This window comes from Demequina sp. (genome assembly GCF_016278775.1).
GTDB lineage: Bacteria > Actinomycetota > Actinomycetes > Actinomycetales > Demequinaceae > Demequina.
In genome coordinates this window covers 18,149-42,698 of sequence record NZ_JADQBF010000099.1, presented here as the reverse complement: position 1 = coordinate 42,698, position 24,550 = coordinate 18,149, and the positions used below count along the sequence as shown (strand labels likewise).

Below are 24,550 nucleotides of genomic sequence, written 5' to 3'. Positions count from 1 at the left end.
CGGGTTCCGGCCAGGCGAAGCGCCGCGACGATGCCGTGCTCGTCGATCTCGGCGGGGCTCGCGTGGCCGACCGCACGCCCCACCGCAAAGTCAGGGATCACGGCGGCCAGCGCCTCTCGCGCGTTCCTGCTCAACTCCTTGGAGTCCGCGAGTCCCACTGGCCAGATGGCACATCGTTCCAGCACAGCCACGCCAACGCTGACCGGGCCGGCCAAAGCTCCTCTGCCCACCTCGTCGATGCCAGCAACCAGGCGCGCGCCTGCGTCCCACAAGCTGGTCTCGTGGTGCAGGGTGACGGCCATGACTCGACCCTAGACGGGCAACCTACTCCGAGTAGGGATTACCGAGTGTCTTCCAGTGATCAAGCGGCCAGGCCGTCACGAACGCGGTGCCCACCACGTTGTCGATGGGGACCATGCCGCCACCGGGATCGCCCAGGTGGGCGCGCGAGTCGGCCGAGTTGGAGCGGTTGTCTCCCAACACCCAGATGCGGTCCTCAGGGACGGTGACCTCCCACGCGTGGGTGCACGTCGTGGTACCAGGCTTGACGTAGTTCTCGATCAACTCGACACCGTTGATCATCACGGCATCGGCCGCGGTATCGCAAGCGATGGTGTCGCCCGGCAGGCCGATCACCCGCTTGACCAGGTGTTCGCCCGCATCTTGGGGCAGTAGGCCCACAAAGGTGGCGAACTCGTCCCAGCCCTTGGCAAGGCCGGTGGGTTCCGGTTCGGAAGACGGGCCAAGCCACCCGCCTGGATCCCTGAACACGACGATGTCGCCGCGGCGGAGATCCATGGGGCCTGGGCGCCACAGGGAGACCAGAATGCGGTCCTTCACCTCGAGGGTGTTCTCCATCGAACCCGACGGAATCCAGAAGGACTGAAAGACGAAGGTCTTCAGCAACAGCGACAGCACGAGTGCGCTGCCCAGCACGATGCCGATTTCGCGCAACCACGCCGTCACACGGCGACCGGCGGAGGGCTCAGGCCTCTCCGCCGGTGCGACGTGTGAAGGAGTAATGGCTAGTTCTCGCGCTTCTCGCGGATGCGAGCCGCCTTACCGCGCAGACCGCGCAGGTAGTAGAGCTTGGCGCGGCGCACGTCGCCGCGGCGGTCGACCTCGATCTTGTCGATGGTCGGGGCGTGCAGGGGGAACATGCGCTCCACTCCCACGCCAAAGGAAACCTTGCGGACCGTGAAGGTCTCGCCCACGCCAGAACCCTGACGGGCGATCACGATGCCCTGGAACACCTGGATGCGAGAGCGGGTGCCCTCGACGACCTTCACGTGAACCTTGAGCGTGTCTCCGGCGCGGAATGCCGGAATGTCATCCCGAAGCTGGCTGGCGTTGACGCCGTCGAGCTTGTGCATGTGTCACTCCTCGCAGCTGCCACAGGTCATCCACGATCTCTTGCCTTGCGGCACTCGATAAAGGACGTTGCGCCGCGGGAAGGGCTGAACCCCCTGTGGCAGGTCTCAGCTCCGCGCGCACCAACAGGCTATTGTGCCACATCGCCGTCGTGGTCTGCCATCAGGTCGGGGCGGCGCTGCCGCGTGAGCCGCACCTGCTGCTCGCGACGCCACCGCTCGATATTGCCGTGGTGGCCGCTGAGCAAGACTTCGGGCACGTCGAGGCCCCGCCACGACGCTGGCCGGGTGTACGACGGGTACTCCAGCAGACCGTCGGCGTGGCTCTCTTCGACGATGCTCTGCGCGTTGCCCATGAAGCCAGGGATCAGCCTCGTGATGGCCTCGATCATGGCGGCAGCGGCGACCTCTCCCCCGTTGAGCACGTAGTCACCAAGCGACACCTCCAGCACGCGGAAGCCCTTAGCCTCGTAGTGCTCCGCCACCCTGGCGTCGATGCCCTCGTAGCGTCCGCAAGCAAACGCAATCTGCTCGGCCTCAGCAAGGTCGGCAGCGAGCGCCTGGGTGAACGGGATGCCCGCAGGGCTGGGGATGACCAAGACGCCGCCTCGCTGGAGCACGTCGTCGAGCGCTCGCCCCCACACGTCGGCCTTCATCACCATGCCCGCTCCCCCTCCAAACGGGGCGTCGTCCACGGTGCGATGCGCATCGGGCGTGCCGTCTGTCTTGACCGCCGCCCACTCGCGCAGGTCGTGCACGTGGACGTTCACCAGCTCCGACTGGCGGGCCTTGCCCAGCAGGGACACATCGAGCACGGAGAAGAACTCGGGGAAGATGCTGACGACGTCGATACGCACTAGTGCGTCTCTCCCGTGTCCACCTGCTCCTCGCCTGCAAGCAGCCCATACGGCGGGGTCACGATGACGCGGCCACCCTCGACGTCCACCTCGGGAACAAACTCCTCGACGAACGGGATCATGGCTCGGTGTCCGGAAGGCTCGCGGACGATCAGCAGATCCTGGGCGGGCATGTCCATGAGGTCAACCACCTCGCCCACCAGCGTGCCGTCTGGGCGCTCTGCCCGCAGCCCCACGAGCTCGTGGACGTACCAGGCGCCGTCCTCCTCGTCCTCGTCCGCCTCGACCACGAGTTCGACTCCGCGCAGGGAGTCTGCCGCCTCGCGAGTCTCGATGTCTTCGATGCGCACGTACCAGCGGTCCGACTGAGTGCGGGTAGACACAATGGTGAGCGGTCCCGCGACCGCGGGCTCCGTCTCCAACGTCGCTCCTGGCTTGAGCCGCTGCTCCGGGATGTCCGTCCTCAGTTCGACCGTCACCTCGCCCTTGAGTCCGTGGGCACGGCCGATGCGCGCAACAGTCACCTTCATGGAGTCAAGACTAGGCCGCCGCCAGCGCCGTGAGGACGCCGAGGAGTCGCGTGCGCCCATCTGCCGCCCCACCTGCGTCTGCGCCTCGCCACGCCGCGGTGTGGAGATTTGTGACCGCGAACGATCCCGACACGCCATGGAGGCAGTCCGAATGACGCGTGTTGCCGTCCTCCACGGTCAGAAGTGACCAACCGAGGCAAGCGACAGCCGGGATAGGGGCGACTCGCGATTGCGACCCAAGGTTCGGCAACGCGAAAGGCCCGGTCCCCTCAGGGGGCCGGGCCTCGCGTACGTGAAAAGGGCTAGGCGACGTCGACGATGTTGACGCGGACGTCATCACGCGCCACGGCGTCGATGACGGTGCGCAACGAATTCGCCGTGCGGCCGTGACGGCCGATGACCCGAGGGAGGTCGTCCGGGTGGACCACCACATTGAGGGTCACTCCGCGACGCCCAGAACGCTCGGTGACACGCACGTCTTCCGGGTTGCGGACGATCGAACGCACCAGGAACTCCAGGGCCTCGAGGACCATGCGTTACTTCGCCCCCTCGTCGAGGGTGCCCTCGACCTTGTCGTCTGCGTCGCTGGGGTTGCCCTCTGCGATCTCCACGTCAACGTCGTTGCCTTCGTCGGTGGGAGTCTCGGACGACTCGTCTGCGACGACGTCGGCGTCAGGCTTGGCGTCGGCTTCCGGCTTCGCCTCTGCCTCCGCCTTGGCTGCGGCCTCGGCGGCTTTGGCGGCCTCTTCGGCCTCCTTGGCGGCCTTCTCCTTGGCGGCTGACTTCTCAGCCTTGAGCTTCTCGGCCTGGTCGGCGTGCGCCTTGATGGCGTCCTCCGCGTTGGCCTTGCCCTCGGCAATCTTGACGGTGGACTTCGCGTCCTTGTCGCCCTTGAACTTGCCCCAGTCTCCGGTGAGCTTCAGGAGCGCCCGCACCTGGTCGGAGGGCTGTGCGCCCACCGAAAGCCAGTACTGGACGCGCTCGGAGTCGATCACGATGACCGAGGGCTCCTCGGTGGGGTGGTACTTGCCGATCTCTTCGATCGCACGGCCGTCGCGCTTGGCGCGCGAGTCGATGACGACGACGCGGTAGTAAGGGGCGCGCTTCTTGCCGAAGCGCTTCAGGCGGATCTTGGCTGCCATTTCTGGTATTGCTCCTATGCATTCGGTGTGAGTCGGGCGGCATCGGTCCGGGAAATGAACCGGGACGCCTAACAAGACGAATAGTCACGCGCGGGTAGAGGGCCGCGAGCGCCAGCGGCCAATTCTGCCAGACAAGCGACCTGACCACCAACCCGCTAGGGGATGTACTGCACCGCAACCGCGGTGACGACCCCACCGTTGACGTAGACCCACACCGGGTATGGATGGTTCGTCGGCAGCGATCCGCCCGGGTCAGCCATCACTTCAGACAGGGTGAAGACGCCATCGTCCCATCCCGCCTTCTTGGCGGGCACGTTTCCATCAACGGGCACTGACCTCAACGTCGAGACGTCATTGACGAGGTAGTAGTCGTTGTTCACTTCGTCCCCGCGGGCGGCGGCAACGGACTCGGCCGTCGCGCCCGAATACCAGCAGGCCAGATCAACGCTGATGTTTGACGTGCTCCAAGAATCAGCGAGTCCAAACCAGACACCGTCAGGCAAGGTCGCCGACCCCGGTGCACACCCCGAGCCTTGGGCCCCGTCCGCGCCGGTGTAGTCCCATTCGTCTCCAAAACCCCACTCATCCGATGCGGGCGTCGCCGCCGCAGTTCCTGCCGTGGATGTGGACGTGGGCGTAGGGTCCGCTGGCACATCTGGGAGGAGTGTCACGGCCGTCGGGGTGGCGGTCGAAGACCCCTCAGCGGCGTCCGGCGAGGCGCCGCATGCCACCAGCGGCATGACCAGCGATGCGAAGAGCAGGTGTCGAACTCCCATGCGGCTCATCTCCCGGCGTCTGAGCGTCTGCTCACCACGCTAGCACCGCCGCACCGACTCTAAGCGGGCAGTATCGACGGCCAACCCTCAGACGCGTAGGCCCCGTAGGTGCCGTCCGCGCGTTCGGTGGTGATCGCCATCGCCTGCATGCCCGCATCGAGCGCGGCGGAAAGGACCCTCTCGCCTCCTGCTGCAATCGCGGTGGCCCAGGCATCTGCGTCGACCATGTTGTCGGCCATCACCGATACCTGGACATAGTGCTCGGCGCCCTCCCCTGTCGCGGGATCCCAAATGTGCAGGCCCTTCTGGGCACTGCCAGACGTCGCGAGCGCCCTGAGTTTGCCGCCGAGCATCACCACGTCGACCACATTCCTCCCTGCCGGGTCGCCGCTCACTCGAGGATCGGAGATGCCGATGCGCCATTCGCGCCCCTCCCCCGATACGAGGACGTCCCCGCTCGCGCCGATCATCCAGGCGGCCGCGCCGATGTCATCGAGCGCTGCAGCGCCGCGTTCCACCGCCCAGCCCTTGACGATGCCGCTTGGGTCGAGGTGGTCGGGGCGGCGCGCGTCGAAACCACCCAGCGTCTTGGCCCTGTACCACTCGCACGCGTTGAGGATCTCGAACATCTCTTGCGGGCAGTCGTCAACGGTGATCTCGCCGCGGTTGAGGCGCGACAGGTACGAGTCTTCGATGAAGAGAGAGAAGACCTCGTCTGCCCACTTGAGTTGGTCGTGGAAGCGCTCGACAGCGGCGGCCGCCACTGTCTCGGACGCGGGCATCTGCAGTTGAATCACGAACGGCATACCCATGGCGGTGACGGTTGACGAGAAGGGAGGCACCGCCGTCACGGAGAGGCTTCCTGGTCGTCCGCGGGCGTCGAGGCTGGCGTCACGAGTTCGAGGGCAGGAGTCGGCTCTGGCGCGAGCACATAGCCCACGGCAAGGATGGCCGCACAGGCCGTCGCCACCACCACCACTCGAGACGCGCGCATCACTACACCGTCGCGTCGTCCAGCGCGCCCGCGATGGACTCGATGAAGGCTGGCGAGGTGAACGACGATCCGGACACGAACTCGACGTCGGCGCTTTGCGCCTCGAGCACCCGCTCCACGATCGTCGGCACGGCAAAGGCGTTGACCTTCAGAGACTCCGGGTCGCTCGTACCGGCCTCGACGGGATCGACCGCCGTGATGACGCCGTTCTCGATCGTGACTTGCGCTTGGTAGCCGCCCTTGATGTTCTCGATGCGGGGCCCCACGTAGACGCCGTCCTCGTACGTCACATCCGCCGGTGCGGCCACCGGGTCGGAGGTGGCGGCGTCCGAGGTGCTGTCGGCCGCTGCGCCCGTAGAGCAGGCAGCCAACAGCGACGCCGACGCGCCCGCCCACACCAGTGTCTTCATCGCCGTCATGTCTTGTCTCCGCTCCACGCAAATGCCTCCCGGTGGACACTATCTCGACCCACACCAGCGGCGCGGGCCTCCTTCTCGACTGTCGCGGCCCATGGGCCGGGACCACAGATGTAGACGTCGCGTTCGGCGACATCGGGCACTAGGTCTTCGAGCGTCGCGGGGCTCTCCGTTGATGACCAGCCGTCACCGCGACCGCCAAGTACGACGTGCACGGGGACGCCCTTGGCTGCGGCGATCGCCTCGACCTCGTCCAGGAGTGGCGCCTCCGCCGCGCTGCGGGCTCGCACGATCACGTCGACCGGCCCGTGGGCAGGGTCGAGTTCCTCGAGCATGGCGCGGATGGGCGTGATCCCGATGCCAGCAGCAATGAGCACGACGCCGCGGCGGGTGCGCGACACCCGGCTGAAGACACCGAACGGCCCCTCCACCATCACACGCGTACCTGGCGCGACTGCCGCGATTGCAGACGAACCGTCGCCACTGGGCTTCACGGTGATGCGCAGCGAGGTGGGGCTCGCGGCCCGCGACAGCGAGAAGGGGTGAGGGTCGCGCCAGCGCTCACGGTCAAGAAAGCGCCACAACATGAACTGCCCAGGCTTGGCGCCCAGACCATCCAGGTGCCTGCCGCTCATCTCGATGGAGGCGGAGCCATCGCTGAGCGTCGACACCGTAGCCACCCTGACATCGTGCCTTGCGAACCTCACGAGCGGCACCACGACCCTGAAGGTCAACAGCGAGCCCCACGCGATGACGTACAGGGTCAGCCAGTACCACCAGGCGGCCCCGCCATCGCGGAAGGTGGAGCCCTCAAGAAACTGGTGAGGGATGGCGAGCGCCACACCCACGTAGGTCAGCAGGTGAACGGCGTGCCAGTTCTCGTAGCGCCACCGCGAACGCACCATGAGCAGCGACGTGACAAAGATGACCACGAACACACCCAGGGCGATTTGCGCCATGGCGAGGTACCACTGGCTGGTGAAGAACCTCGTGGACTGCGCGATCACAGTGATGTCTGCGTAGTAGGCGCTCATCACGCTGATGATTCCCGCGTGGGCGGCCATCAGGATGATCGCGACCTTGCCGGTCCGGGTGTGCAGAGCGGCCGCGCGGTCATGACCGATGCCTCGTTCGATGAACGGCGCGCGCGAGATGAGGAGCACCTGGAAGAGCATGAAGACGGCCGCGACGATGCCCAGCGCACGACCGGCCGAGTACACGTAGTCGATCGTCGCGAAAGTGTGAAGCCCTCCGTCGGCGAGAAAGAAGGCGACGCCGGTGGCGGCGACCACGTACGTCGCGCCCTGAACCAGGTCAGCCCACCAGGAGCGGGCGGCGACCTGACGTGTATTGAGCGCGGCGCTTGGCGTCATGCGCGTTCCTCCCTCGTGCCAGCGGCGCCCGCAAAGAAGCGTCCGGTTGACGAACGCAACGCACGATGTCGCCCGCGCATTCCCTCCATGAGCCACCGCCAGAGAATCGGATGGTGGTGACCGTGCTCTCGTGGTGTTCGGACGGAAGTCAGACGACGGGGAGTCCGTCGAGCATGACGAGAGTGGGCGCCATGAGTACGCCGATCAGCTCACGCGGATCGCCCGACAGCACCACCAGGTCCGCGGGGTCGCCCTCGTCCAGCACGGGGCCACCCAAGAAACGCCGGGCCTTCCAGGTGGCGCCGGCCACCACGTCGGCCGCTGGCATGCACCGCGCCATCTCGGATGCCTCTCTCGCGAGGTCGCCGTGGGCGATGGAGGTGCCAGCATCGGTGCCGGTGAGAAGAGTGACACCCGCCTCCCACATCCTGGTGACGTGCTCATGCCTGCGCTCGTACATGCGCTGCATGCGTTCCGCGAACACGGGGAAGCGCTCGCTTGCCTGTGCCGCAAACGACGCAAAGTTGGCAATCTGGAGCAGCGTGGGCACCACTGGCGTTCCCGACGCTGCGGCGCGCTCCATATGACTGTCCGTCATGCCAGTGCCGTGCTCGATGCAGTCAAGCCGTGCGTCAAGCAAGGCGTCGAGCGACTCCGTCGCAAACGTGTGGGCTGTCACCCTGCCGCCCTCGGCCTGAGCGGCCTTCACGGCATCGGCGAGCTGCTGTGCGGACCACAAGGGGGCCAGGTCCGCCTGTGCGCCGAGGTCGCGGTCAATCCAGTCGGCGATGATCTTGACCCAGGACCCCGATGCCCTGGCCTGGCGGGCCGCCTCTGCGGGTAGCTCGTCCGGCTCGATCTCGACGGCGTAGCCCTTCAGATACCGCTTGGGGCGGGCGATGAACCGGCCAGAGCGGTACACCTTCGGAACATCGCTCCGGCCGTCGAGCACGTCGAGCGACGACGCCGAGCCAGTGTCTCTCACCATCAACACGCCAGCGTCACGCTCCGTGAACGCCTGCTTCACCACTAGGTCACCGTCCACGGGTCCGGAGGGGCCCACGGAGAGGTGGCAGTGCATGTCCACGAGCCCTGGGATGACCCAGCCGTCGATGCGCGTGATGTCCGTGTGCCGGGGCCGTTCATAGGTGACGCGTCCACCCACCACCCAGGCCTTGCCAACGGTCGGCTCCTCGTCGGCGAGGATGGGGCCCGTCAGCTCGTACGCCATCATCCGCGCAGGTACTTGTCCAGGCTAGGAAGCTGCGACGGATCGAACGCCGGTTCCTCTTGCGCGGGTTGCCCCAGGCCAAACGCGCTTCCCGACGCAGGCGAGCCCGTACCTTGCTCGCGCGCCGCGCGCTCCTGGGCGGCCCGCTTGGCGGGGTTTCCAGACTTACCCTTCACCTTGCGTTGCGGCGCCTGCTTGCCCTTGGACTTCTTGCCTCCCGGCAACCCGCCTGGCCCCATGGCTGGCATGCCGCCCATCCCCGGCATCCCCGGCATCCCGCCGCCGCCCGCCATCGCCTTCATCATCCGTTGCGCGTCATCAAAGCGCTTCACGAGCGAGTTGATCTGCGCAACGGACGTGCCGGACCCCGCCGCGATGCGGGATCGACGCGAACCGTTGAGCACCTTGGGGTTGTCGCGCTCGAGCGGCGTCATCGACTGGATGATGGCCTCGGTGCGTGCGAGTTCGCGATCGTCGAGGTTGTCGATCTGGTCGCGCATCTGCCCCATGCCGGGAAGCATGGTCAGCATCTTCTTCATCGAGCCCATGTTCTTCAGCTGCTGCATCTGGCTCAAGAAGTCGGTGAGCGTGAAGTCCTCGCCCTTCGACATCTTGTCGGCCATGCGCTGCGCCTCGGCCTGATCGAACGTGGCCTCCGCCTTCTCGATGAGCGACAGGACATCGCCCATGTCGAGGATGCGTCCAGCCATGCGCTCTGGATGGAAGACCTCGAACTCGTCGAGCTTTTCGCCAGTAGACGCGTACAGGATGGGGACGCCTGTGACCTCGCGCACCGACAGAGCAGCGCCTCCGCGCGCATCGCCATCAAGCTTGGTGAGCACCACGCCCGTCATGGCGACGCCCGCCTGGAACGCCTGGGCGGTCGCCACCGCGTCTTGGCCGATCATGGAGTCGATGACAAAGAGGACTTCGTCAGGGTCGATCGCCTTGCGGATGTCGCCAGCCTGCTTCATCAGCTCTTGGTCGACGCCGAGGCGACCGGCGGTGTCGACGATCACGACGGAGTGCTGGCGCCTATTCGCCTCCTTGATGGCGTTGCCAGCCACCTTCACTGGGTTTCCGCGCACCTTCTCGTCCTCGCGCGTCACTCCCCGCTCGGGTGCAAACACGGGCACGCCTGCACGCCCGCCCACCACCTCGAGTTGGGTGACCGCGTTGGGGCGCTGAAGGTCGGCGGCCACCAACAGCGGCGTGTGCCCCTGAGACTTCAGATGATGAGCCAGCTTGCCAGCGAAGGTGGTCTTGCCCGCGCCCTGCAGCCCCGCCAGCATGATGACGGTCGGCCCGGTCTTTGCGATGCGCAGCGGCCGCGCGCTCCCGCCGAGGATCTCGATGAGCTCCTCGTGGACAATCTTGACGACCTGCTGGCCCGGGTTGAGGGCGCCGGAGACCTCGACGCCCACTGCGCGAGCGCGGATCCGGTCGGTGAACGCGGTCACCGCCGCCAGGGCGACGTCTGCGTCAAGCAGGGCGCGCCTGATTTCGCGGACGGTGCCGTCGATGTCTGCTTCTGTGAGCCTTCCCTTGCCACGGAGGTTGCGGAAGGTGGCTGTCAGTCGGTCGGACAGGCTGGCGAACACGGCTCTCCCTTCGGCGTGGGCGGTGTCGACTAGCCTACCCGCGGCCCAGCGGCCAAGGTGGCGCGCACCCGAGTCGTCAGGACGTCAATGAGTTGCTCGCGCCACGCAGTCCACGCCTTGGGACTGGCCGCCTTGGCATCCGCCTCCGTGAGCGCCCGCAGCACCTCGAACAGGTCGGCGCGACCGCCAAGTCGCTCGATGAGTTCCGCCGCCACCGCTGGGTCCTCAGCGTCGCGGGTGGTGGCGAAGTCAGCGAGCGTGAGGTGCTCGCGCACCAGGGTCTGCAGGTCTCTTCCTTGGGCCTCGGGCAGGCCCAGTCGCGACACGATGCCGGGGACGAGTTCTGCCCCGTACTCCGAGTGATCCGCCACGCCCGCCTGCTTGCCGATGTCGTGAAACAGGGCCGCATAGAGAAGCAGGTCGGGGTCGGCCAGGTGCTTGCGCAGTTTGCCAGCGAGTACCACCGCCTCGATCTGGTGTCGATCCACCGTGTACAGGTGAAAGGGGTTGCGTTGCGGACGGTTCCTCACTGGCGCCCACTCCGGCAACCACCTCACCACCTGTCCCGCCACGTCGAGCGCCTCCCACACACTCAACAGGTGGTGTGAGTTGCGGAGCAACTCCGCGAAGCGGTCGAGAGCCTCGCTCGGCCACGGGTTGGCCAATTCTGGACAGCGCATGAGCGACTCGAGAAGGCTTGGAGTGAACGACAGCCCGGTTGACGCGGCCGCTGCGGCGGCCCGCAATGGGAGCACCGCATCGTCCTCTGCCGAATAGCCGGGTGCGAGCGCCAAATCCCCATCCACATCGATGAGCCCTTGCGAGACGTGAACGTGGCGCGGGGCGGTGCCGCGTCGCTTCGCTAAGAAGGCACGCGAACCCACGCCGGACTTCTCCAACGCACGGCGGGCTCCCCGCTCCGTGGTGTCAACCGCGAAGGCGATCGTGCGACCCGCGTCCGCTACGGAAGCCAACAACTCGTCCGTATCCCCCATGCCAAGAGCGTCGGCAACGTCCTGCGCCACGTGCCTACCAACGATGGTGGAGGCCCTGCCGGACACCGTGTGAACCGCGTCGCGCACATCGAGGAGGTGTTGTGCGGCGTCGTCGACGGCACCGTGCGGGCGGTCGGTGAGCCAGGTTGCCGCGAGCGCCGTGAGGCTCGCGTAGTCGCGCAAACCGCCGCGCGACTCCTTGATATTGGGCTCGATGAGATACGCGAGTTCGCCACAGCGCTCGGCCCTCGCGCGTGACGCTGCGAGAAGTTCTGGGAGGCGTTTGCGTGCTGCCGAGCGCCAGTCGGCGAGGATCGCTGAACGCGCCCGTTGCGCGAGCGACTCGTCCCCTGCGATCGGACGCAAGTCGAGCAAGCCAGCTGCGGCCGCCAGGTCCTTGGACGCCACCTGACGGCACTCGGTGAGCGACCGGGTGGAGTGATCCAACTGGAGCCCTGCGTCCCAAATGGGATACCAGAGGCGCTGCGCCACGTCGCCCGCCGCAGCCTTGCCAGCAGAGGTGCCATCGTGGAGCAGCACCAAGTCAAGGTCCGAATGGGGACCGGCCTCTGCCCGGCCGACGCTGCCCACTGCGGCGAGCGTCAGCCCTTCCGCTCCGTCAGCAGCAGCGACAAAGTGTTCTGTGAGTCGTGCGAAGACCAGGTCGGCAAGCGCCTGCCTACGCTGGCGCCCCGGCTGGTCGGCCAGACGGATCGCGAGCTCTTGCCGCTCACGCTTGAGGTCCCGCACCCCGTGGGGGTGCGGGACCTCAGCGTGCGAGCCGTCGCGGACTGTTCCCGAACGGCCCATCGTGAGATGGGTGCTTTACAGGGCGTCGGCGCCGTGCTCGCCAGTGCGAACTCGAGCGACGTCGTCCACCGGAACAACCCAGACCTTGCCGTCACCGATCTTGCCGGTCTGCGCGGCGGACACGATGGCGTCCGTCACGGCAGCGGCGTCGGCGTCGTCCACGAGGATCTCAAGACGAGTCTTGGGAACCAGGTCAACGGTGTACTCGGCGCCACGGTAGACCTCGGTGTGGCCCTTCTGGCGGCCGTAGCCGGCAGCCTCCGACACGGTCACACCCTTGACTCCGACCGCCTCGACAGCGGCGCGGACCTCGTCAACGCGGTGCGGCTGAATGATTGCAGTGACCAGTTTCATCGTTGGTTCGCCTCCTCGTATGCGCTTTCACCGTGCTCGGCGAAGTCAATTCCCGCCACTTCTACATCTTCGCTCACGCGCAGACCCATTGTGTACTTAATCGCGTAGGCGATGATGGCCGTCGCGATCGCCGAGTAGACGATCACCACGAGAGCAGCCAGGGCCTGGACACCGAGCAACTGCAGCCCGCCGCCGTAGATCAGGCCAGCGTCGCCGTTGATGGTCCCAGACGCCACGAGGCCGATGGCCAACGTGCCCCAGAGGCCGGAGACGAGGTGAACGCCCACGACATCGAGCGAGTCGTCGTAGCCGAACTTGTACTTGAGGCCCACTGCCAAGGCCGAGAGCACACCGGCAAACAGACCGATGATCATGGCGCCCCACGTGTCGACGGAAGCACACGAAGGGGTAATCGCCACCAGACCGGCAACCACACCGGAAGCTGCGCCGAGCGAGGTGGGCTTGCCATCACGGAGCTTCTCCGTGAGCAACCAACCCAGCATGGCGATCGACGTGGCCACGGTCGTGTTGACCCATGCGAGCGCGGCGTAGTTATCCGCGGCGAATGCCGAACCGGCGTTGAAGCCGAACCAGCCGAACCACAGGAGCGCTGCGCCGAGCATGACGAACGGCAGGTTGTGGGGGCGCATGGCCTCCTTGCCGAAGCCCTTGCGGATCCCGAGGATCAGCGCGAGCACGAGGCCTGCCACACCGGCGTTGATGTGCACCACGGTGCCGCCAGCGAAGTCGTATGGCCCAGGCACATTCTCGAACCACGGACCGGCCGGACCGAGGAGGGCGCTGAAGCCGTTCTCGCCACCCGGGTCCTGCGCCTCTGTACCGGTGCCCCACACCCAGTGCGACACGGGTGCGTAGACAAGGATGACCCACACGAAGGCGAAGAGCAGCCACGCGCTGAACTTCATGCGATCCGCGACGGAGCCGGAAATCAGCGCGACCGTGATGATCGCGAAGGTGGCGCCGAAGCCAGCCGAGATGATCGAGTTCGCATCTGCGCCCTCGAGAACGTCAATGAGACCGAAGTTGGAGGTCGGGTCGCCCAGGAAGTTGCTCTGTGACGGTCCGGCCGAGATCGAGTAGCCGACCAGCACCCACGCGAGCGTCCCCACACCGATCGCGCCGAAGCTCATCATCATCATGTTCAGCACTGACTTGCTCCGCGACATGCCACCGTAGAAGAACGCCAGTGCGGGCGTCATCAGGAGCACGAGCGAAGCGGAAATCAGGAGCCAGGCAATGTTGCCGCTATCCATTCTGCTTCTCCTTTTCGCTAGCCACTCGGCTAGTCAGGAGTCACCCTTCCGCACAATGGTTTCCCCTGAACGGCGCGAACGTTTCCGCACCGTTACGAAATGGCGAGCCAGGTAAAAGTCATGTTGCGCACGAGGTGAACTGGCCCGTTGCGGCGCAGAAGCCGCTAGTCGAGGATCTGTTCAGCTCCTGTGTACAACCACTCCCCGTCGACCTCTTCGAAGCCGTACTCCCACGTTTCAGTCTCACGAGCGCCCGTGTCTGCATCGGTGTATCGCTCACGAGTGGTCACCGTGCCGGTGTTGTTCACTCGCTCCACGCCGGTCACCGAGATGTCCCAATCTTGGTAATCATCGACCCACGAGTAGTCCGCGTTACTGCAGAAGTCGTCAAGCGTCGTCTCGGTGCTGCCCATGGACACGCTGTACTCGGCTGGGCAGTCCTTCGATTGCCACGCCTCGGCGAGCGAGTCGAACGCCTCCCGCGGTCCACTGGTCAAGTTGTTGACCAGTAGCACGAAGGCAAGCACCACGCCGACTCCAACGAGGAGCAGTGCGCCGACTCCCAGCCCGATGTAGAGGCCGACTCGCGACTTCTTGCGCGGCGCCGACGTTGCTGGGGCTTGCGAGCCAAGCGCGCCATAGTGTTCGGCCCCGTACCCCGCCGTGGTCGCGCTGGGTACGGCTGGCCCCGATAACGGGGCCGAAGGAACGGGCGCCGCCGGCGCAAAGTGCTCGGTCCACTGGGCTCCGTCCCAGTAGCGTTGCCTCCCGCTGCCGTCGTCGTACCAGCCTGCCGGTGTCGTCATCTCACGCCTCCCCATTGTTGTACTGAGACCGTGGCACTAGGCGGGGGCGGTGTCAACAACCGGGTCGGCAATGTCGCAGGCAGAATCCCGTGCGGGTGAGGCGTGGCCAGGGGCCGAGGTCAGGCCTCCTCGTACGCCGCCTCCCCATGCTCGGCGATGTCGATGCTGTTCCTCTCCACCTCTGAACTGACGCGGAAGCCGATCGTCACCTTGAGGAGTTGCGCGATGATGGCGGTCCCTGTGAAGGACACCGCGAGGGCAAGGAACGCCACGACGGCTTGGGAGACCAATTGCGTGAGGTCTCCCCCGTAGAGCAGCCCGTTCAGCGCCCCGTCTGGTGCCCAAGTGGTGCCCTCGTCAAGATGGGCGAAGAATCCGATCATGAGCGTGCCGACCATGCCGCCGACGAGGTGGACGCCCACGACGTCCAGGGAGTCGTCGTAGCGCCAGCGGTACTTCAGGGTCACGGCAAGCGCGCACAGCGTCCCGGCGACAACCCCGGTGGCGAGCGCGCCAAACGTGTCCACCGCGGCCGCGGCTGGGGTGATCGCCACGAGGCCGCCGACGATGCCGGAGGCCGCTCCCAGCGACGTGGGCTTTCCGTCGCGGATGCGTTCCACGAGGCACCACGCGAGCATCGCCGCCGCTGGCGCGATGAGCGTGTTGAGGAACGCGCGGCCTGCGGTGGCGTCTGCAGCGAACTCGGAGCCAGCGTTGAACCCAAACCACCCGAACCACAGCAAGGCAGAGCCCATGAGCACGAACGGCATGTTGTGAGGCTTGAACGCAACCCGGCCGAAGCCGAGGCGCGGGCCAAGAACGAGTGCGAGTGCCAATGCCGCGGCCCCCGCGTTGATGTGCACTACGGTTCCCCCTGCAAAGTCGATCGGGGTCGATAGCGCGTCTGCGATCGCTCCGTCAGCGGACGCGAAGCCCCCGCCCCAGACCGCGTGCGCGACGGCCGCGTACACGAAGGTGAGCCAGAGGACGACGAACACCAGCCAGGGGCCAAACCTGGTGCGATCGGCGACCGCGCCAGAGACCAGCGCCACCGTGATGATCGCGAAGGTGGCTTGGAAGGCGACCATCACCAAGAACGGCACGCCGGTTGCCGCCCCCAGGCTCTCGGCATCTGACACGCCGTTGAGCCCGAAGTAGGTGGAGGGGTCCCCGAAGATCCCTCCTGCCCACGTGGGGCCGAACGTGAGGCTGTACCCCCACAGGCTCCACGCGACGGCCACCACGCCGATCGCCCCGAAGTTGAGCATCATCATGTTGAGCACCGACTTGGCGCTCACCATGCCTCCATAGAACAGCGCAAGGCCAGGCGTCATGAGCAGCACGAGCGCCGTCGCCATGATCATCCAAGCCGTGTTGCCCGCATCAATCACCACGGTGTCCTCCCCATCAAGAGCTTCCTCAGCGCCGACGCAGGTGTCGGCTGCGCCTAGCGTGGCGCGCGCGCGTTACGGCGCTGAGTCCAGCGTGTGTAGGGGGTGGAAACTTTTGTCAGCCCTCGAGGAGTCCGTCAACAAACGCTTCGACATCAAACGGTGCTAGATCGTCTACGCCTTCGCCGAGGCCGACAAACTTGACCGGCACTCCGAGCGAGTTCTGGACGGCGAGCACGATGCCACCCTTGGCCGTGCCGTCCATCTTGGTAAGCACCACCCCCGTCAAGGGCACGGCCTCCGCGAACACGCGGGCCTGCACCAAGCCGTTTTGGCCGGTGGTCGCATCGAGGACGAGCAGCGTCTCGCGCACGGGCGCCACCTTCTCGACCACGCGCGCGACCTTGCCGAGCTGGTCCATGAGGCCGGCCTTGTTCTGCAGTCGGCCGGCAGTGTCGACCAGCACCACGTCCACGCCCTGCTCTTGCGCCGCGTGCGCGGCTTCAAATGCGACCGATGCGGGGTCGGCGCCTTCCTTGTCGGCGCGCACCGTCACGACGCCCACACGGGTTCCCCACGTCTCAAGTTGGTCGGCTGCGGCAGCGCGGAACGTGTCCGCTGCACCGAGTAGCACCGAGTAGCCTTCCGCCACCAGCACCCGTGCGAGCTTGCCTACGGTGGTGGTCTTGCCCACCCCGTTGACACCGACCATCAGGACTGGCGCAAGGTCGCCTGCCCCGGCAGATCCGACATTGAGACGCCTGTCTGCATCGGGATCCATGGCCTCGATCAGTGCTTCGCGCACGGCGTCGTGAGGTGTGGACTCTCCCCCTTGGACGCGAGCGCGCACGGCCAGCAGGATCTTCTCCGTCATCGTCGAGCCGACATCGGCGGTGAGAAGTGCCTCTTCGAGTTCATCCCAGGCCGAATCGTCGTAGTCACTGCGGCCAAAGAACGACGCGAGGCGGGAGCCGAAGGCTCCACCTACCCGCGAAGTCCGGCGCGCGAACCTCGCGGAGGGGTCCTCCGGAACTTCGGCAGGCGGGGCACCACGGACGGTGTCTGGAGCAGCGTTTGCCGGCGCGGATGTGTCGGTCGGCGGGGTCGTGGTGCTGGCACCACCACGAGCCCGGTCCTGCGGGGGGCTGTGACGGCGCGAGCGCCATCCCCACCAGGCTCCCGTGAGGGCGAGTAGGCCAGCAAGGCCCACGACGATGCCGTCGGCGTTTCCAGGAATCCAGGAGACATCCACGGTGTCAGTGTCCCAAAGATCGGGCGGCGAAGCCTACGCTGGCGCGCCGGTGCGTCGCGAGGGATCCCGTTCCACCGTCGGCGGAATGGAAGCCGGCCTGGAACGGCGCTGAGGCTCCTCGAGGGCGCCAATGAGGCGCCAGTCGCCGTCGTCACGCGGCACCGACTCGAAGGCTTCGAGCCCCTCCTTGCGCGGGGCGAGGCCCAGCAAGACGCGCATGAGGTGCGCACCACGACCCTCCGCGGCGAACGCGAAGATGATGGCCAGGAACGAGAACGCGACCGCCCAGGCAATGACGTCGATCATGTAGCTAAACACGAGTGACCCTTCATAACGGACATTAAGGACATAATACTCTCGCCGTTGAGAGGATCTGGCAAGCGCGACCGATGCGCGCGTCCATTGACTTCAACGCAGGGCGGTCGCGCGCGTTCCCGCCGACCGCTACGCGTGGTCCCCCATGCGCTGGCTCACCACGGTGGTGACTCCGTCTCCGCGCATGGTGATGCCGTACAGCGCGTCCGCGACTTCCATCGTGCGCTTCTGATGGGTGATGACAATCAGCTGGGAATCGTCGCGAAGCTCTCGCAAGATCTCCAACAGGCGCCCAAGGTTGGTGTCGTCCAGGGCGGCCTCTACCTCGTCCATGACATAGAAGGGGCTGGGCCGCGCCTTGAAGATCGACACCAGCAGTGCCACCGCCGTCAGCGAGCGCTCGCCACCCGACAGGAGCGACAACCGCTTGACCTTCTTGCCTGCGGGCCTAGCCTCGACATCGATGCCTGTCTCCAGCATGTTCTTGGGGTCAGTGAGCACGAGCTTGCCCTCGCCGCCAGGGAACAGCCTCGGGAAGATGCGCTCGAACTGCGCGGCCGTGTCCACGAACGCCTCCGTGAAGATCTTCTCGACGCGCTGATCGATCTCGGTCACGATGTCCAGGAGGTCTTCGCGAGACGACTTGATATCCGCCAATTGATCCTGAAGGAACTTGTGACGCTCCTCCAGCGCCGCAAACTCCTCAAGCGCGAGCGGGTTCACGCGGCCCAGTTGACCCATCGCGCGCTGAGCGGTGCGGAGCCGCTTCTCCACGACCTCCCGCACGAAGGGCTCGTGGTCCTCTTCGCCCGCCTCGGAGACCACGGGAACGTCGTGTTGGGGGCCAAACTCGGCGACCAACTGTTCAGGGTCAAGGCCCAGTTCATCGACGGCGCGCATCTGCAACTGCTCCAGCCGCACCTGCTGCTGCGCACGCGCCACCTCGTCACGATGCGACTCGTCCGTGAGCCTCGCGTACTCGCCGGCGAGTTGATCGACATGAACGCGCAGCTCGGATAGCGAGGACGTGCGTTCGGCGCGCGTGGCCTCCACCTGGGCGCGGGCGTCGTCCGCCTTCGCCACCGCTGTGTCGATGTGCGGCATCGTGGCTTGGACGCCTGCAATGACCTCGCGAGCCGCCATGGCCTGACGTTCACGGCGCTGAGCGGCCTCCTCAGCCCTCGCGCGGGCGTCTCGCTCCGCGGTCACGGTGCGCTCGAGGCTCTCTGCTCTGGCGGCCAGGGCTCGCGCACGCTCCTCTGCAGTGCGTAGCGCGAGTCGCGCCTCTGTTTCTTTGGCGCGCGCCTGCTGGGAGGCCGCGGCATCGGCGTCGCGTTGGCGCTGCGCGTCCGCCGTGTCCGCCTCCGTCTGCTCCGGCTCCGCCTGCGCGGCGCCCAACCGTTGCACCAGCCCGGCCAAGTCCTCTTCGTCGCTCGCGATGCGCGCGCTGGCCTGCTCCACTTGGCTGGCGAGCCTCTCGGCATCTGCTCGTGCTGAGCGTGCGGAGGCGGACAGGTGGCCGAGTTGTTCCGCGACAGCTGACATGCGCGCGTCCGACTCATTCAGCCTTGCCAGCGTGGCGTCGTGGTCCTCGTGCGCCTGCGCCTCGGCCTCTTCGGCCGCACGCTGCTCGAACAACGCCGACTCGATGAGGCGGACCGCCTGATCCCGCCCTTCGCACGCGTCGTCGTACGCGGCCTGCAAGTGCATGATGCTGGGGGCATCGCCCGCCCCGCCAGACGCGTTCCTCGCGCCGAGCAGGTCGCCCCTCCTGGTGACGGCGACAACGTCAGCGTGCGCCGCGACCAGTGAACGCGCGGCCGCGAGATCGTCGACGACCACGACTGAAGACATGAAGGACCGGACTGTTGCCGCGAATCCATCCGAACCCGCAATGAGTTCCGAGGCCCAGCGTGCGCCAGCCGGCAAGTCGATCGAAGGATTGGCAACCTTCGCGCCCTGGTCGGCCACTACAAAGCGGGCGCGGCCGGCATCCTCGTCGCGCAGCCAACGGATCGCGTCGACGGCGTCGCCTACCGAATCGACGGCCGCTGCCTCTGCGAGCGGCCCCAAGGCCGCCGCGATCGCGTCTTCAGCCCCGTCGTTGACTTCGATCAGCGACGCGACGGTGCCGCGCACAGAACGCACGCCAGCGGCAAGCAACTCGCCCACGCCGTCCTTGCGCTCGAGCGACAGTGAGAGCGCCTCGACCTTCGCCGACCAGGTGTCCCGTTGACGCTCCGCCTCGCGTAGCCGCTGCCGTACTTCTTCCAGCCGCTCCTTGGCCGCGTCCCACGCCTCGACGGCGGCCTCGTGGGCCGAGTCGAGGTCCTCCTCGCCGCGTTCGACATCGGCCACCGTGGTTTCGAGTCGCTGGAACTCGGTATTCGCCTCGTGCGCACGCTTGTCGGCTTGCGCCTGAGCCTCGCGCAGGCGGCCGATCTCCGCCTCCATGGCCTCAATGCGCGACCGTCTAGCAGCGACGTCGCCAGCGAGTCGTGCGACGCCCTCGCGGCGATCGGCCACCGATCGCAACAGGTTGGCAAGGTGCCTTTCCGATGCTTCGGCGGCGCGCTCCGCCTCGCCGCGAGCGCTCTCCGCCTGCTCGAGTGCCTCGGCCGCGTCGCGCACCTCTGCATCAAGCTCCTGCCTCGCGGCATGCGCGCGTTCCAGTTGCTCGGCCAGGTCCACCAAGTCAGTGGGCGGCATCGAGTCGACGGACGAGCCGAGCATCCGGACCCGCTCCTCGGCGAGCGCCCCCAGGTTGCGAAGCCGCTCCCTGATCGACGACAGGCGGTAGAAGGTGTCGTTTGCGCGGGTGAGTGCAGGCGTGGCTTCTGCCGACGCGCGCTCCAGTTCCGTGAGGGAGTGACGCGATTCCGCGAGCGCCTTCTCGACCTGGGCCCTCCGCTCCAACAGTGCCGACTCGTCGGCACGTTCCTCGGCAATAGCGGAGGCGAGCGTCGCGATGTCGTCGGCGAGCAACCGCGCAGCGGCGTCGCGCACCTGCGACTGAATGGATTGCGCCTGGCGCGCCACCTCTGCCTGCCTGCCGAGCGGCCCCAACTGGCGGCGAATCTCGGCCGTGAGGTCTTGAACGCGGGTCAGGTTTGCCTGCATCGCGTCCAGCTTGCGCAGCGCCTTGTCCTTGCGGCGCCGATGCTTGAGGATGCCGGCGGCCTCTTCGATGAAGTGCCTGCGCTCCTCTGGCGTGGCGCGCAACACGGCGTCGAGTTGGCCCTGGCCCACTATCACGTGCATCTCGCGGCCAAGGCCGGTATCTGACAGCAGGTCCTGAATGTCGAGCAGCCTGCACGGCGATCCATTGATCGCGTACTCGGAGCCGCCGGAGCGGAACAGGGTGCGCGTAATCGTCACCTCTGAGTATTCGATGGGCAACGCGCCGTCAGCGTTGTCAATGGTCAGCGACACCTCGGCGCGGCCCAAGGGTGGGCGGCCGGACGTGCCCGCAAAGATGACGTCAGCCATGTTGCCGCCGCGCAACGTCTTGGCGCCCTGCTCGCCCATCACCCAGGCGAGCGCGTCCACCACATTGGACTTTCCTGAGCCGTTGGGACCCACCACACACGTGATGCCGGTCTCGAACTCCAGGGTGGTCGCCGACGCGAAGGACTTGAATCCTCGTAGCGTCAGCGTCTTCAGATGCACGGGCTCAGCCTAGTGAACGGTGAACGCACTACGGACGACCGCCACAGCCAGGCGTCCAGGCGTCGTCCCTACAGCGCGGGAAACCAGATGCCGATCTCACGGTCAGCGCTCTCGGGACTGTCCGAGCCGTGAACGAGGTTCTGCAGCACCGCGGTGGACCACTGGCGGCCCAGGTCACCGCGAATGGTTCCTGGCGGCGCCGCGGTGGGGTCCGTGGTGCCAGCGAGCGAGCGGAAGCCTTCGATGACGCGCTCCCCCTCGGCCACGATCGCGAGTGAGGGGCCGGACGTCATGAACTCCACGAGCGGCTCGTAGAACGGCTTGCCCACGTGCTCCTCGTAGTGCTTGGCCAGCAACTCCGCGGTGGCCGTCCGTAGATCGATGGCAACGAGGGTGTAGCCCTTTGCCTCGATACGGCGCAGGATCTCTCCTGCCAGTCCGCGCTTGACGCCGTCGGGCTTCACAAGAATCAGGGTGCGTTCTGTCATGCAAGCGAGCCTAACGGGTTCGAGGCTCTGCCAGGATGGCCACATGATCACGCTCGATGACTTCGCCACCTATCCCGACTTTCCAGTGGAAGGCGTTCTCTTCTACGACATCGCGCCCATCCTGGCGAGCCCGCAGCGGTTCCGTGCGGCATGCGACGCCCTGACACCTCCCGTAGGCGAGGGCATTGACCTCATCGCGGGAGTCGACGCGCGGGGGTTCATCTTTGCTCCAGTGATCGCGCAAGATCTGGGCGTGGGGCTGACGATGGTGCGCAAGAAGGGCAAACTACCAGGCGAGTTGCTGGAGGCAGACGCGACAATTGAGTACGGCGCTTCAGAGCTTTGCCTCAGCCCCGACGGGATAGAGGGCAAGCGCGTGCTCGTCATTGACGACGTCCTGGCGACGGGAGGCACCGCTGGAGCGGTGGCGGATCTGCTGACCCGGGCGGGTGCCGCTTCTGTTGCCTTCGCGTTCCTCATGGAGATCGCCGCCTTGCGCGGTCGCGAGGTGCTGGCGGCCTACGAGGTGCACGCGGCACTCACCGTCTGACCTGGCGACGGGCCCGCTTCTACGACGTGTAGTTCGACTGGCGCTTGTAGCCGGGCGACCATCGAGCTCCCAACAGCACGAGCGCCATCAGCACCAGCATGGCGGCCACTACTTGGAACATGATGTAGCCCCACGAGACGGTCAGTGGCACCTCGTCGAGCGTGCGCAGCCAGCCAGTGTGCGTGGCCAAGGCCCACACCATTGCGCCGCCCCCAATCACCAGCAGCGCCACCAAGAACCACACGGGCGCTTGCGGAGTCCTGGGGAACTCGCGCAAGTAGTTGGCCCATCGCACCAAGGCGAAGAGCGCGGCAAAATTGAACAACACCAGGCCGAAGAAGAGCGACGCCTGAACCGTACCTGGAGCCCCACCTTCGCCCTGATCGAGGGTGCGAGCCAGTTCGACGAGAGACAGCCGCTCGAAAGAGTAGAACAGCATGCCGAGGCCCACGGCGGCGACGGCGAAAGCCAGGCCCATGCGAGTGAGAAGGCCGTTCACGAGGTTCCTTCCTGCGTGGCGCCGTGGCCAGCGTGCTCCGCCCGTTCCCTGTCGATCCGCGCGCCGAGTCTGACCCCGAGCGCGTAGACACCTAAGAACATGATGCCCACAAAGGCGATCGCTCCCACCCACAGCCCACCAGCGATGAGCGGGGCATGAAGAATCCAGCCCAGGATTCGGCCCCACCTCGTGTTGGCGCGACCAGAGGCGAAGGCGAACGCGGCAGCGAGCGCGGATCCGGCCACCCACACAGCCCCGCCCGACACATCCACGACGTCGGCGCGGCTCAGTCCCCACGTCACGAGGGTGGCGAAGAACGTCGCGAGCGACTCGAGCAGCAGCGTGCTCTGCGTGAAGACCACGAGCGCCGGTCGCTGCTCGCGAGCCATCTCTTCCCGAGTCATGACCGTGCCCCGTGGCGCTGCGGCTTGTCGACGCCCAGCAGCGTTCTGGCGTCTGCGACCACCGTGATCGAGCCGACGACGAGCACCCCGCCGCCCATATCGTCGTCGCGCTCAGCACGCTGCACGGCGGCGTCGAGCGCGCTCGGAACGTCGGCGGCCGTCACCACGCGGTCCTCGCCAAAGTGGGCCACGGCCACGCGCGCAAGCTGCTCCGGATCGATCGCTCGCGGAGAACTCGACCGCGTCACCACCACGCTGTCCAGGAGCGATTCGAGTCCCGCGAGAATGCCGTCCGCGTCCTTGTCGTCAAGCACTGCTACCACACCTACCAGCGTAGAGAAGGCGAAGGACTCCTCCATCGCCTCGGCCAGCGCGCCGATGCCGTGCGGGTTGTGGGCGGCGTCCACCACGATCGTGGGCGAGGTGCGCACAATCTCGAGCCTGCCAGGAGAGGTGACGGCCGCGAACCCTGCCTCCACCGTGTCGCCTGCGAGCGACCGCAAGTCTCCGCCATCAGCCAACAGCGCCTCGACCGCAGTGAGCGCCATGCTGGCGTTGCGCGCCTGGTGCGCCCCGAGCAGCGGCACGTACACGCCCTCGTACGTCGCGGAAGGCGTGCGCAGGGTCAGCAATTGCCCGCCGACGGCGGCGGCGCGGTCCACCACCTCAAGATCCTCGCCCTCGCGGATCACGACGCGAGCCTGCTCCAGCGCGGGAGCGATGGTCTCCGTCACCACGTCCGCCTGCTCCGCGACGATCGCCGCGCAGTCGGGCTTCACGATGCCGGCCTTCTCCGCGGCAATCTGGGCCAGCGAGGAGCCCAACCACCGCTCATGGTCGAGCGCGATCGGCCCGATCACCGCAACGTCGGCGTCGGCAACGTTGGTGGCGTCCCAGACCCCTCCCATGCCCACCTCGATCACGGCGACGTCCACTGGGGCGTCGGCGAAGGCGGCGAAGGCGAGCACCGTGAGCACCTCGAAGAAGCTCATGCGCGGCCCGCCTGCGTCCGCAGAGCGCGCGTCCACGATCCTGATGAAGGGGGCCACCTCTGACCACAAGCGCACGAACGCCTCTTGGCTGATCGGCTCGCCGTCGATGGCGATGCGCTCGCGCACGGACGTAAGGTGCGGCGACGTGAAGAGCCCTGTGCGCAGCCCGTGGGCGCGCACCAGCGACTCCGCCATCCTGGCCGTCGACGTCTTGCCGTTGGTGCCGGTCAGGTGAATCACCTTGTAGGCGCGCTGGGGATCGCCCAGCAGCGTGCACGCTTCGAGGACGCGATCGAGCTTGGGCTCGAAGTCGTGTTCCGGATTGCGGGACAGGATGTGGGCGTAGATCTCGCGCTCGGCCTGCTCAAGGCTGAGGCGGCCGAGGTCGGCTTCGCTCATGGGCACTACTCTCCCACGCGGCGGGACTCGACGCGGACTTCCTCACCGAGCAAGCCTGTGGA

25 protein-coding genes and 2 pseudogenes are annotated in these 24,550 nt (G+C 66.7%); 1 reads left to right on the top strand and 26 read right to left on the bottom strand.

Annotated elements, in window-relative coordinates; genetic code table 11:
• From QZZ33_RS11260 to ndk, 23 genes and pseudogenes are all read right to left on the bottom strand, one after another.
• A pseudogene (locus tag QZZ33_RS11260) lies at window positions 1-302 on the bottom strand (ribonuclease HII); the annotation flags it as partial.
• 22 nt (window positions 303-324) lie between these two features.
• Complete coding sequence (gene lepB / locus QZZ33_RS11255; RefSeq protein WP_291380110.1) at window positions 325-966, bottom strand: signal peptidase I; 642 nt, start codon at window positions 964-966, stop codon at window positions 325-327.
• Between the two features lie 59 nt (window positions 967-1,025).
• On the bottom strand, window positions 1,026-1,373 hold the full coding sequence (rplS, locus tag QZZ33_RS11250) for a 50S ribosomal protein L19 (RefSeq protein WP_291380109.1): 348 nt from the start codon (window positions 1,371-1,373) through the stop codon (window positions 1,026-1,028).
• Window positions 1,374-1,501: 128 nt separating this feature from the next.
• Complete coding sequence (trmD, locus tag QZZ33_RS11245) at window positions 1,502-2,227, bottom strand: tRNA (guanosine(37)-N1)-methyltransferase TrmD (RefSeq protein WP_291380108.1); 726 nt, start codon at window positions 2,225-2,227, stop codon at window positions 1,502-1,504.
• Complete coding sequence (rimM, locus tag QZZ33_RS11240) at window positions 2,227-2,757, bottom strand: ribosome maturation factor RimM (protein ID WP_291380107.1); 531 nt, start codon at window positions 2,755-2,757, stop codon at window positions 2,227-2,229. Before rimM ends, trmD begins: the two co-directional genes overlap by 1 nt.
• Before the next feature lie 302 nt (window positions 2,758-3,059).
• A complete protein-coding gene (locus tag QZZ33_RS11235; protein WP_291380106.1) occupies window positions 3,060-3,290 on the bottom strand; it encodes a KH domain-containing protein in 231 nt (76 codons plus the stop codon).
• A 165-nt stretch (window positions 3,291-3,455) separates the two neighbouring features.
• Window positions 3,456-3,899, bottom strand: a pseudogene (gene rpsP / locus QZZ33_RS11230) (30S ribosomal protein S16); the annotation flags it as partial.
• Between the two features lie 155 nt (window positions 3,900-4,054).
• Window positions 4,055-4,675 (bottom strand): hypothetical protein, encoded by a 621-nt coding sequence (locus tag QZZ33_RS11225; RefSeq protein ID WP_291380105.1) that lies wholly within the window; start codon window positions 4,673-4,675, stop codon window positions 4,055-4,057.
• A gap of 59 nt (window positions 4,676-4,734) precedes the next feature.
• Complete coding sequence (locus tag QZZ33_RS11220) at window positions 4,735-5,526, bottom strand: FAD:protein FMN transferase (protein ID WP_291380104.1); 792 nt, start codon at window positions 5,524-5,526, stop codon at window positions 4,735-4,737.
• A complete protein-coding gene (locus QZZ33_RS11215) occupies window positions 5,523-5,669 on the bottom strand; it encodes a hypothetical protein (protein ID WP_291380103.1) in 147 nt (48 codons plus the stop codon). Before QZZ33_RS11215 ends, QZZ33_RS11220 begins: the two co-directional genes overlap by 4 nt.
• 2 nt (window positions 5,670-5,671) lie before the next feature.
• Window positions 5,672-6,088 carry a hypothetical protein gene (locus QZZ33_RS11210; RefSeq protein WP_291380102.1) on the bottom strand — a complete coding sequence of 139 codons (417 nt, stop codon included), beginning with the start codon at window positions 6,086-6,088 and terminating at the stop codon, window positions 5,672-5,674.
• A complete protein-coding gene (locus tag QZZ33_RS11205) occupies window positions 6,085-7,458 on the bottom strand; it encodes a ferredoxin reductase family protein (RefSeq protein WP_291380101.1) in 1,374 nt (457 codons plus the stop codon). The genes QZZ33_RS11210 and QZZ33_RS11205 overlap by 4 nt, the downstream gene beginning before the upstream one ends.
• A gap of 148 nt (window positions 7,459-7,606) precedes the next feature.
• Entirely contained in the window at window positions 7,607-8,692 is a 1,086-nt protein-coding gene (locus QZZ33_RS11200; protein ID WP_291380100.1) for an amidohydrolase family protein, read from the bottom strand.
• Entirely contained in the window at window positions 8,689-10,290 is a 1,602-nt protein-coding gene (gene ffh / locus QZZ33_RS11195) for a signal recognition particle protein (protein WP_291380099.1), read from the bottom strand. Before ffh ends, QZZ33_RS11200 begins: the two co-directional genes overlap by 4 nt.
• Window positions 10,291-10,319: 29 nt before the next feature.
• Window positions 10,320-12,095 carry an HD domain-containing protein gene (locus QZZ33_RS11190; RefSeq protein WP_291380098.1) on the bottom strand — a complete coding sequence of 592 codons (1,776 nt, stop codon included), beginning with the start codon at window positions 12,093-12,095 and terminating at the stop codon, window positions 10,320-10,322.
• A 15-nt stretch (window positions 12,096-12,110) separates the two neighbouring features.
• Complete coding sequence (locus QZZ33_RS11185; RefSeq protein WP_291380097.1) at window positions 12,111-12,449, bottom strand: P-II family nitrogen regulator; 339 nt, start codon at window positions 12,447-12,449, stop codon at window positions 12,111-12,113.
• Window positions 12,446-13,723 carry an ammonium transporter gene (locus QZZ33_RS11180; protein WP_291380096.1) on the bottom strand — a complete coding sequence of 426 codons (1,278 nt, stop codon included), beginning with the start codon at window positions 13,721-13,723 and terminating at the stop codon, window positions 12,446-12,448. The genes QZZ33_RS11185 and QZZ33_RS11180 overlap by 4 nt, the downstream gene beginning before the upstream one ends.
• Before the next feature lie 164 nt (window positions 13,724-13,887).
• Window positions 13,888-14,529: a DUF2510 domain-containing protein gene (locus tag QZZ33_RS11175; protein WP_291380095.1), complete on the bottom strand. Its 642-nt coding sequence runs from the start codon at window positions 14,527-14,529 to the stop codon at window positions 13,888-13,890.
• A gap of 119 nt (window positions 14,530-14,648) precedes the next feature.
• Window positions 14,649-15,893, bottom strand: a complete 1,245-nt coding sequence (locus QZZ33_RS11170) for an ammonium transporter (protein WP_291380112.1) — start codon at window positions 15,891-15,893, stop codon at window positions 14,649-14,651.
• Window positions 15,894-16,038: 145 nt separating this feature from the next.
• Window positions 16,039-17,172 (bottom strand): signal recognition particle-docking protein FtsY, encoded by a 1,134-nt coding sequence (ftsY, locus tag QZZ33_RS11165; RefSeq protein ID WP_291380094.1) that lies wholly within the window; start codon window positions 17,170-17,172, stop codon window positions 16,039-16,041.
• A 33-nt stretch (window positions 17,173-17,205) separates the two neighbouring features.
• Window positions 17,206-17,490 carry a hypothetical protein gene (locus QZZ33_RS11160; RefSeq protein WP_291380093.1) on the bottom strand — a complete coding sequence of 95 codons (285 nt, stop codon included), beginning with the start codon at window positions 17,488-17,490 and terminating at the stop codon, window positions 17,206-17,208.
• Between the two features lie 126 nt (window positions 17,491-17,616).
• On the bottom strand, window positions 17,617-21,156 hold the full coding sequence (gene smc / locus QZZ33_RS11155) for a chromosome segregation protein SMC (protein WP_291380092.1): 3,540 nt from the start codon (window positions 21,154-21,156) through the stop codon (window positions 17,617-17,619).
• A gap of 68 nt (window positions 21,157-21,224) precedes the next feature.
• The gene (ndk, locus tag QZZ33_RS11150; RefSeq protein ID WP_291380091.1) at window positions 21,225-21,644 is read right to left on the bottom strand and encodes a nucleoside-diphosphate kinase; all 420 of its coding nucleotides are present in this window, start codon (window positions 21,642-21,644) and stop codon (window positions 21,225-21,227) included.
• 43 nt (window positions 21,645-21,687) lie between these two features.
• On the opposite strand from ndk, the gene QZZ33_RS11145 reads away from it, so the two are divergent.
• The gene (locus tag QZZ33_RS11145; protein WP_291380090.1) at window positions 21,688-22,194 is read left to right on the top strand and encodes an adenine phosphoribosyltransferase; all 507 of its coding nucleotides are present in this window, start codon (window positions 21,688-21,690) and stop codon (window positions 22,192-22,194) included.
• 19 nt (window positions 22,195-22,213) lie between these two features.
• Here the strand turns inward: QZZ33_RS11145 and QZZ33_RS11140 are convergent, their stop codons facing one another.
• The 3 genes from QZZ33_RS11140 to QZZ33_RS11130 are packed head-to-tail and all read right to left on the bottom strand — an operon-like array spanning window position 22,214 to window position 24,488.
• Window positions 22,214-22,693, bottom strand: coding sequence for a hypothetical protein (locus QZZ33_RS11140; protein ID WP_291380089.1), 480 nt, complete (start codon window positions 22,691-22,693; stop codon window positions 22,214-22,216).
• Window positions 22,690-23,097, bottom strand: a complete 408-nt coding sequence (locus QZZ33_RS11135) for a DUF4233 domain-containing protein (RefSeq protein WP_291380088.1) — start codon at window positions 23,095-23,097, stop codon at window positions 22,690-22,692. The genes QZZ33_RS11140 and QZZ33_RS11135 overlap by 4 nt, the downstream gene beginning before the upstream one ends.
• Window positions 23,094-24,488 carry a folylpolyglutamate synthase/dihydrofolate synthase family protein gene (locus tag QZZ33_RS11130; protein WP_291380087.1) on the bottom strand — a complete coding sequence of 465 codons (1,395 nt, stop codon included), beginning with the start codon at window positions 24,486-24,488 and terminating at the stop codon, window positions 23,094-23,096. The genes QZZ33_RS11135 and QZZ33_RS11130 overlap by 4 nt, the downstream gene beginning before the upstream one ends.
• Window positions 24,489-24,550 lie beyond the last annotated feature (62 nt).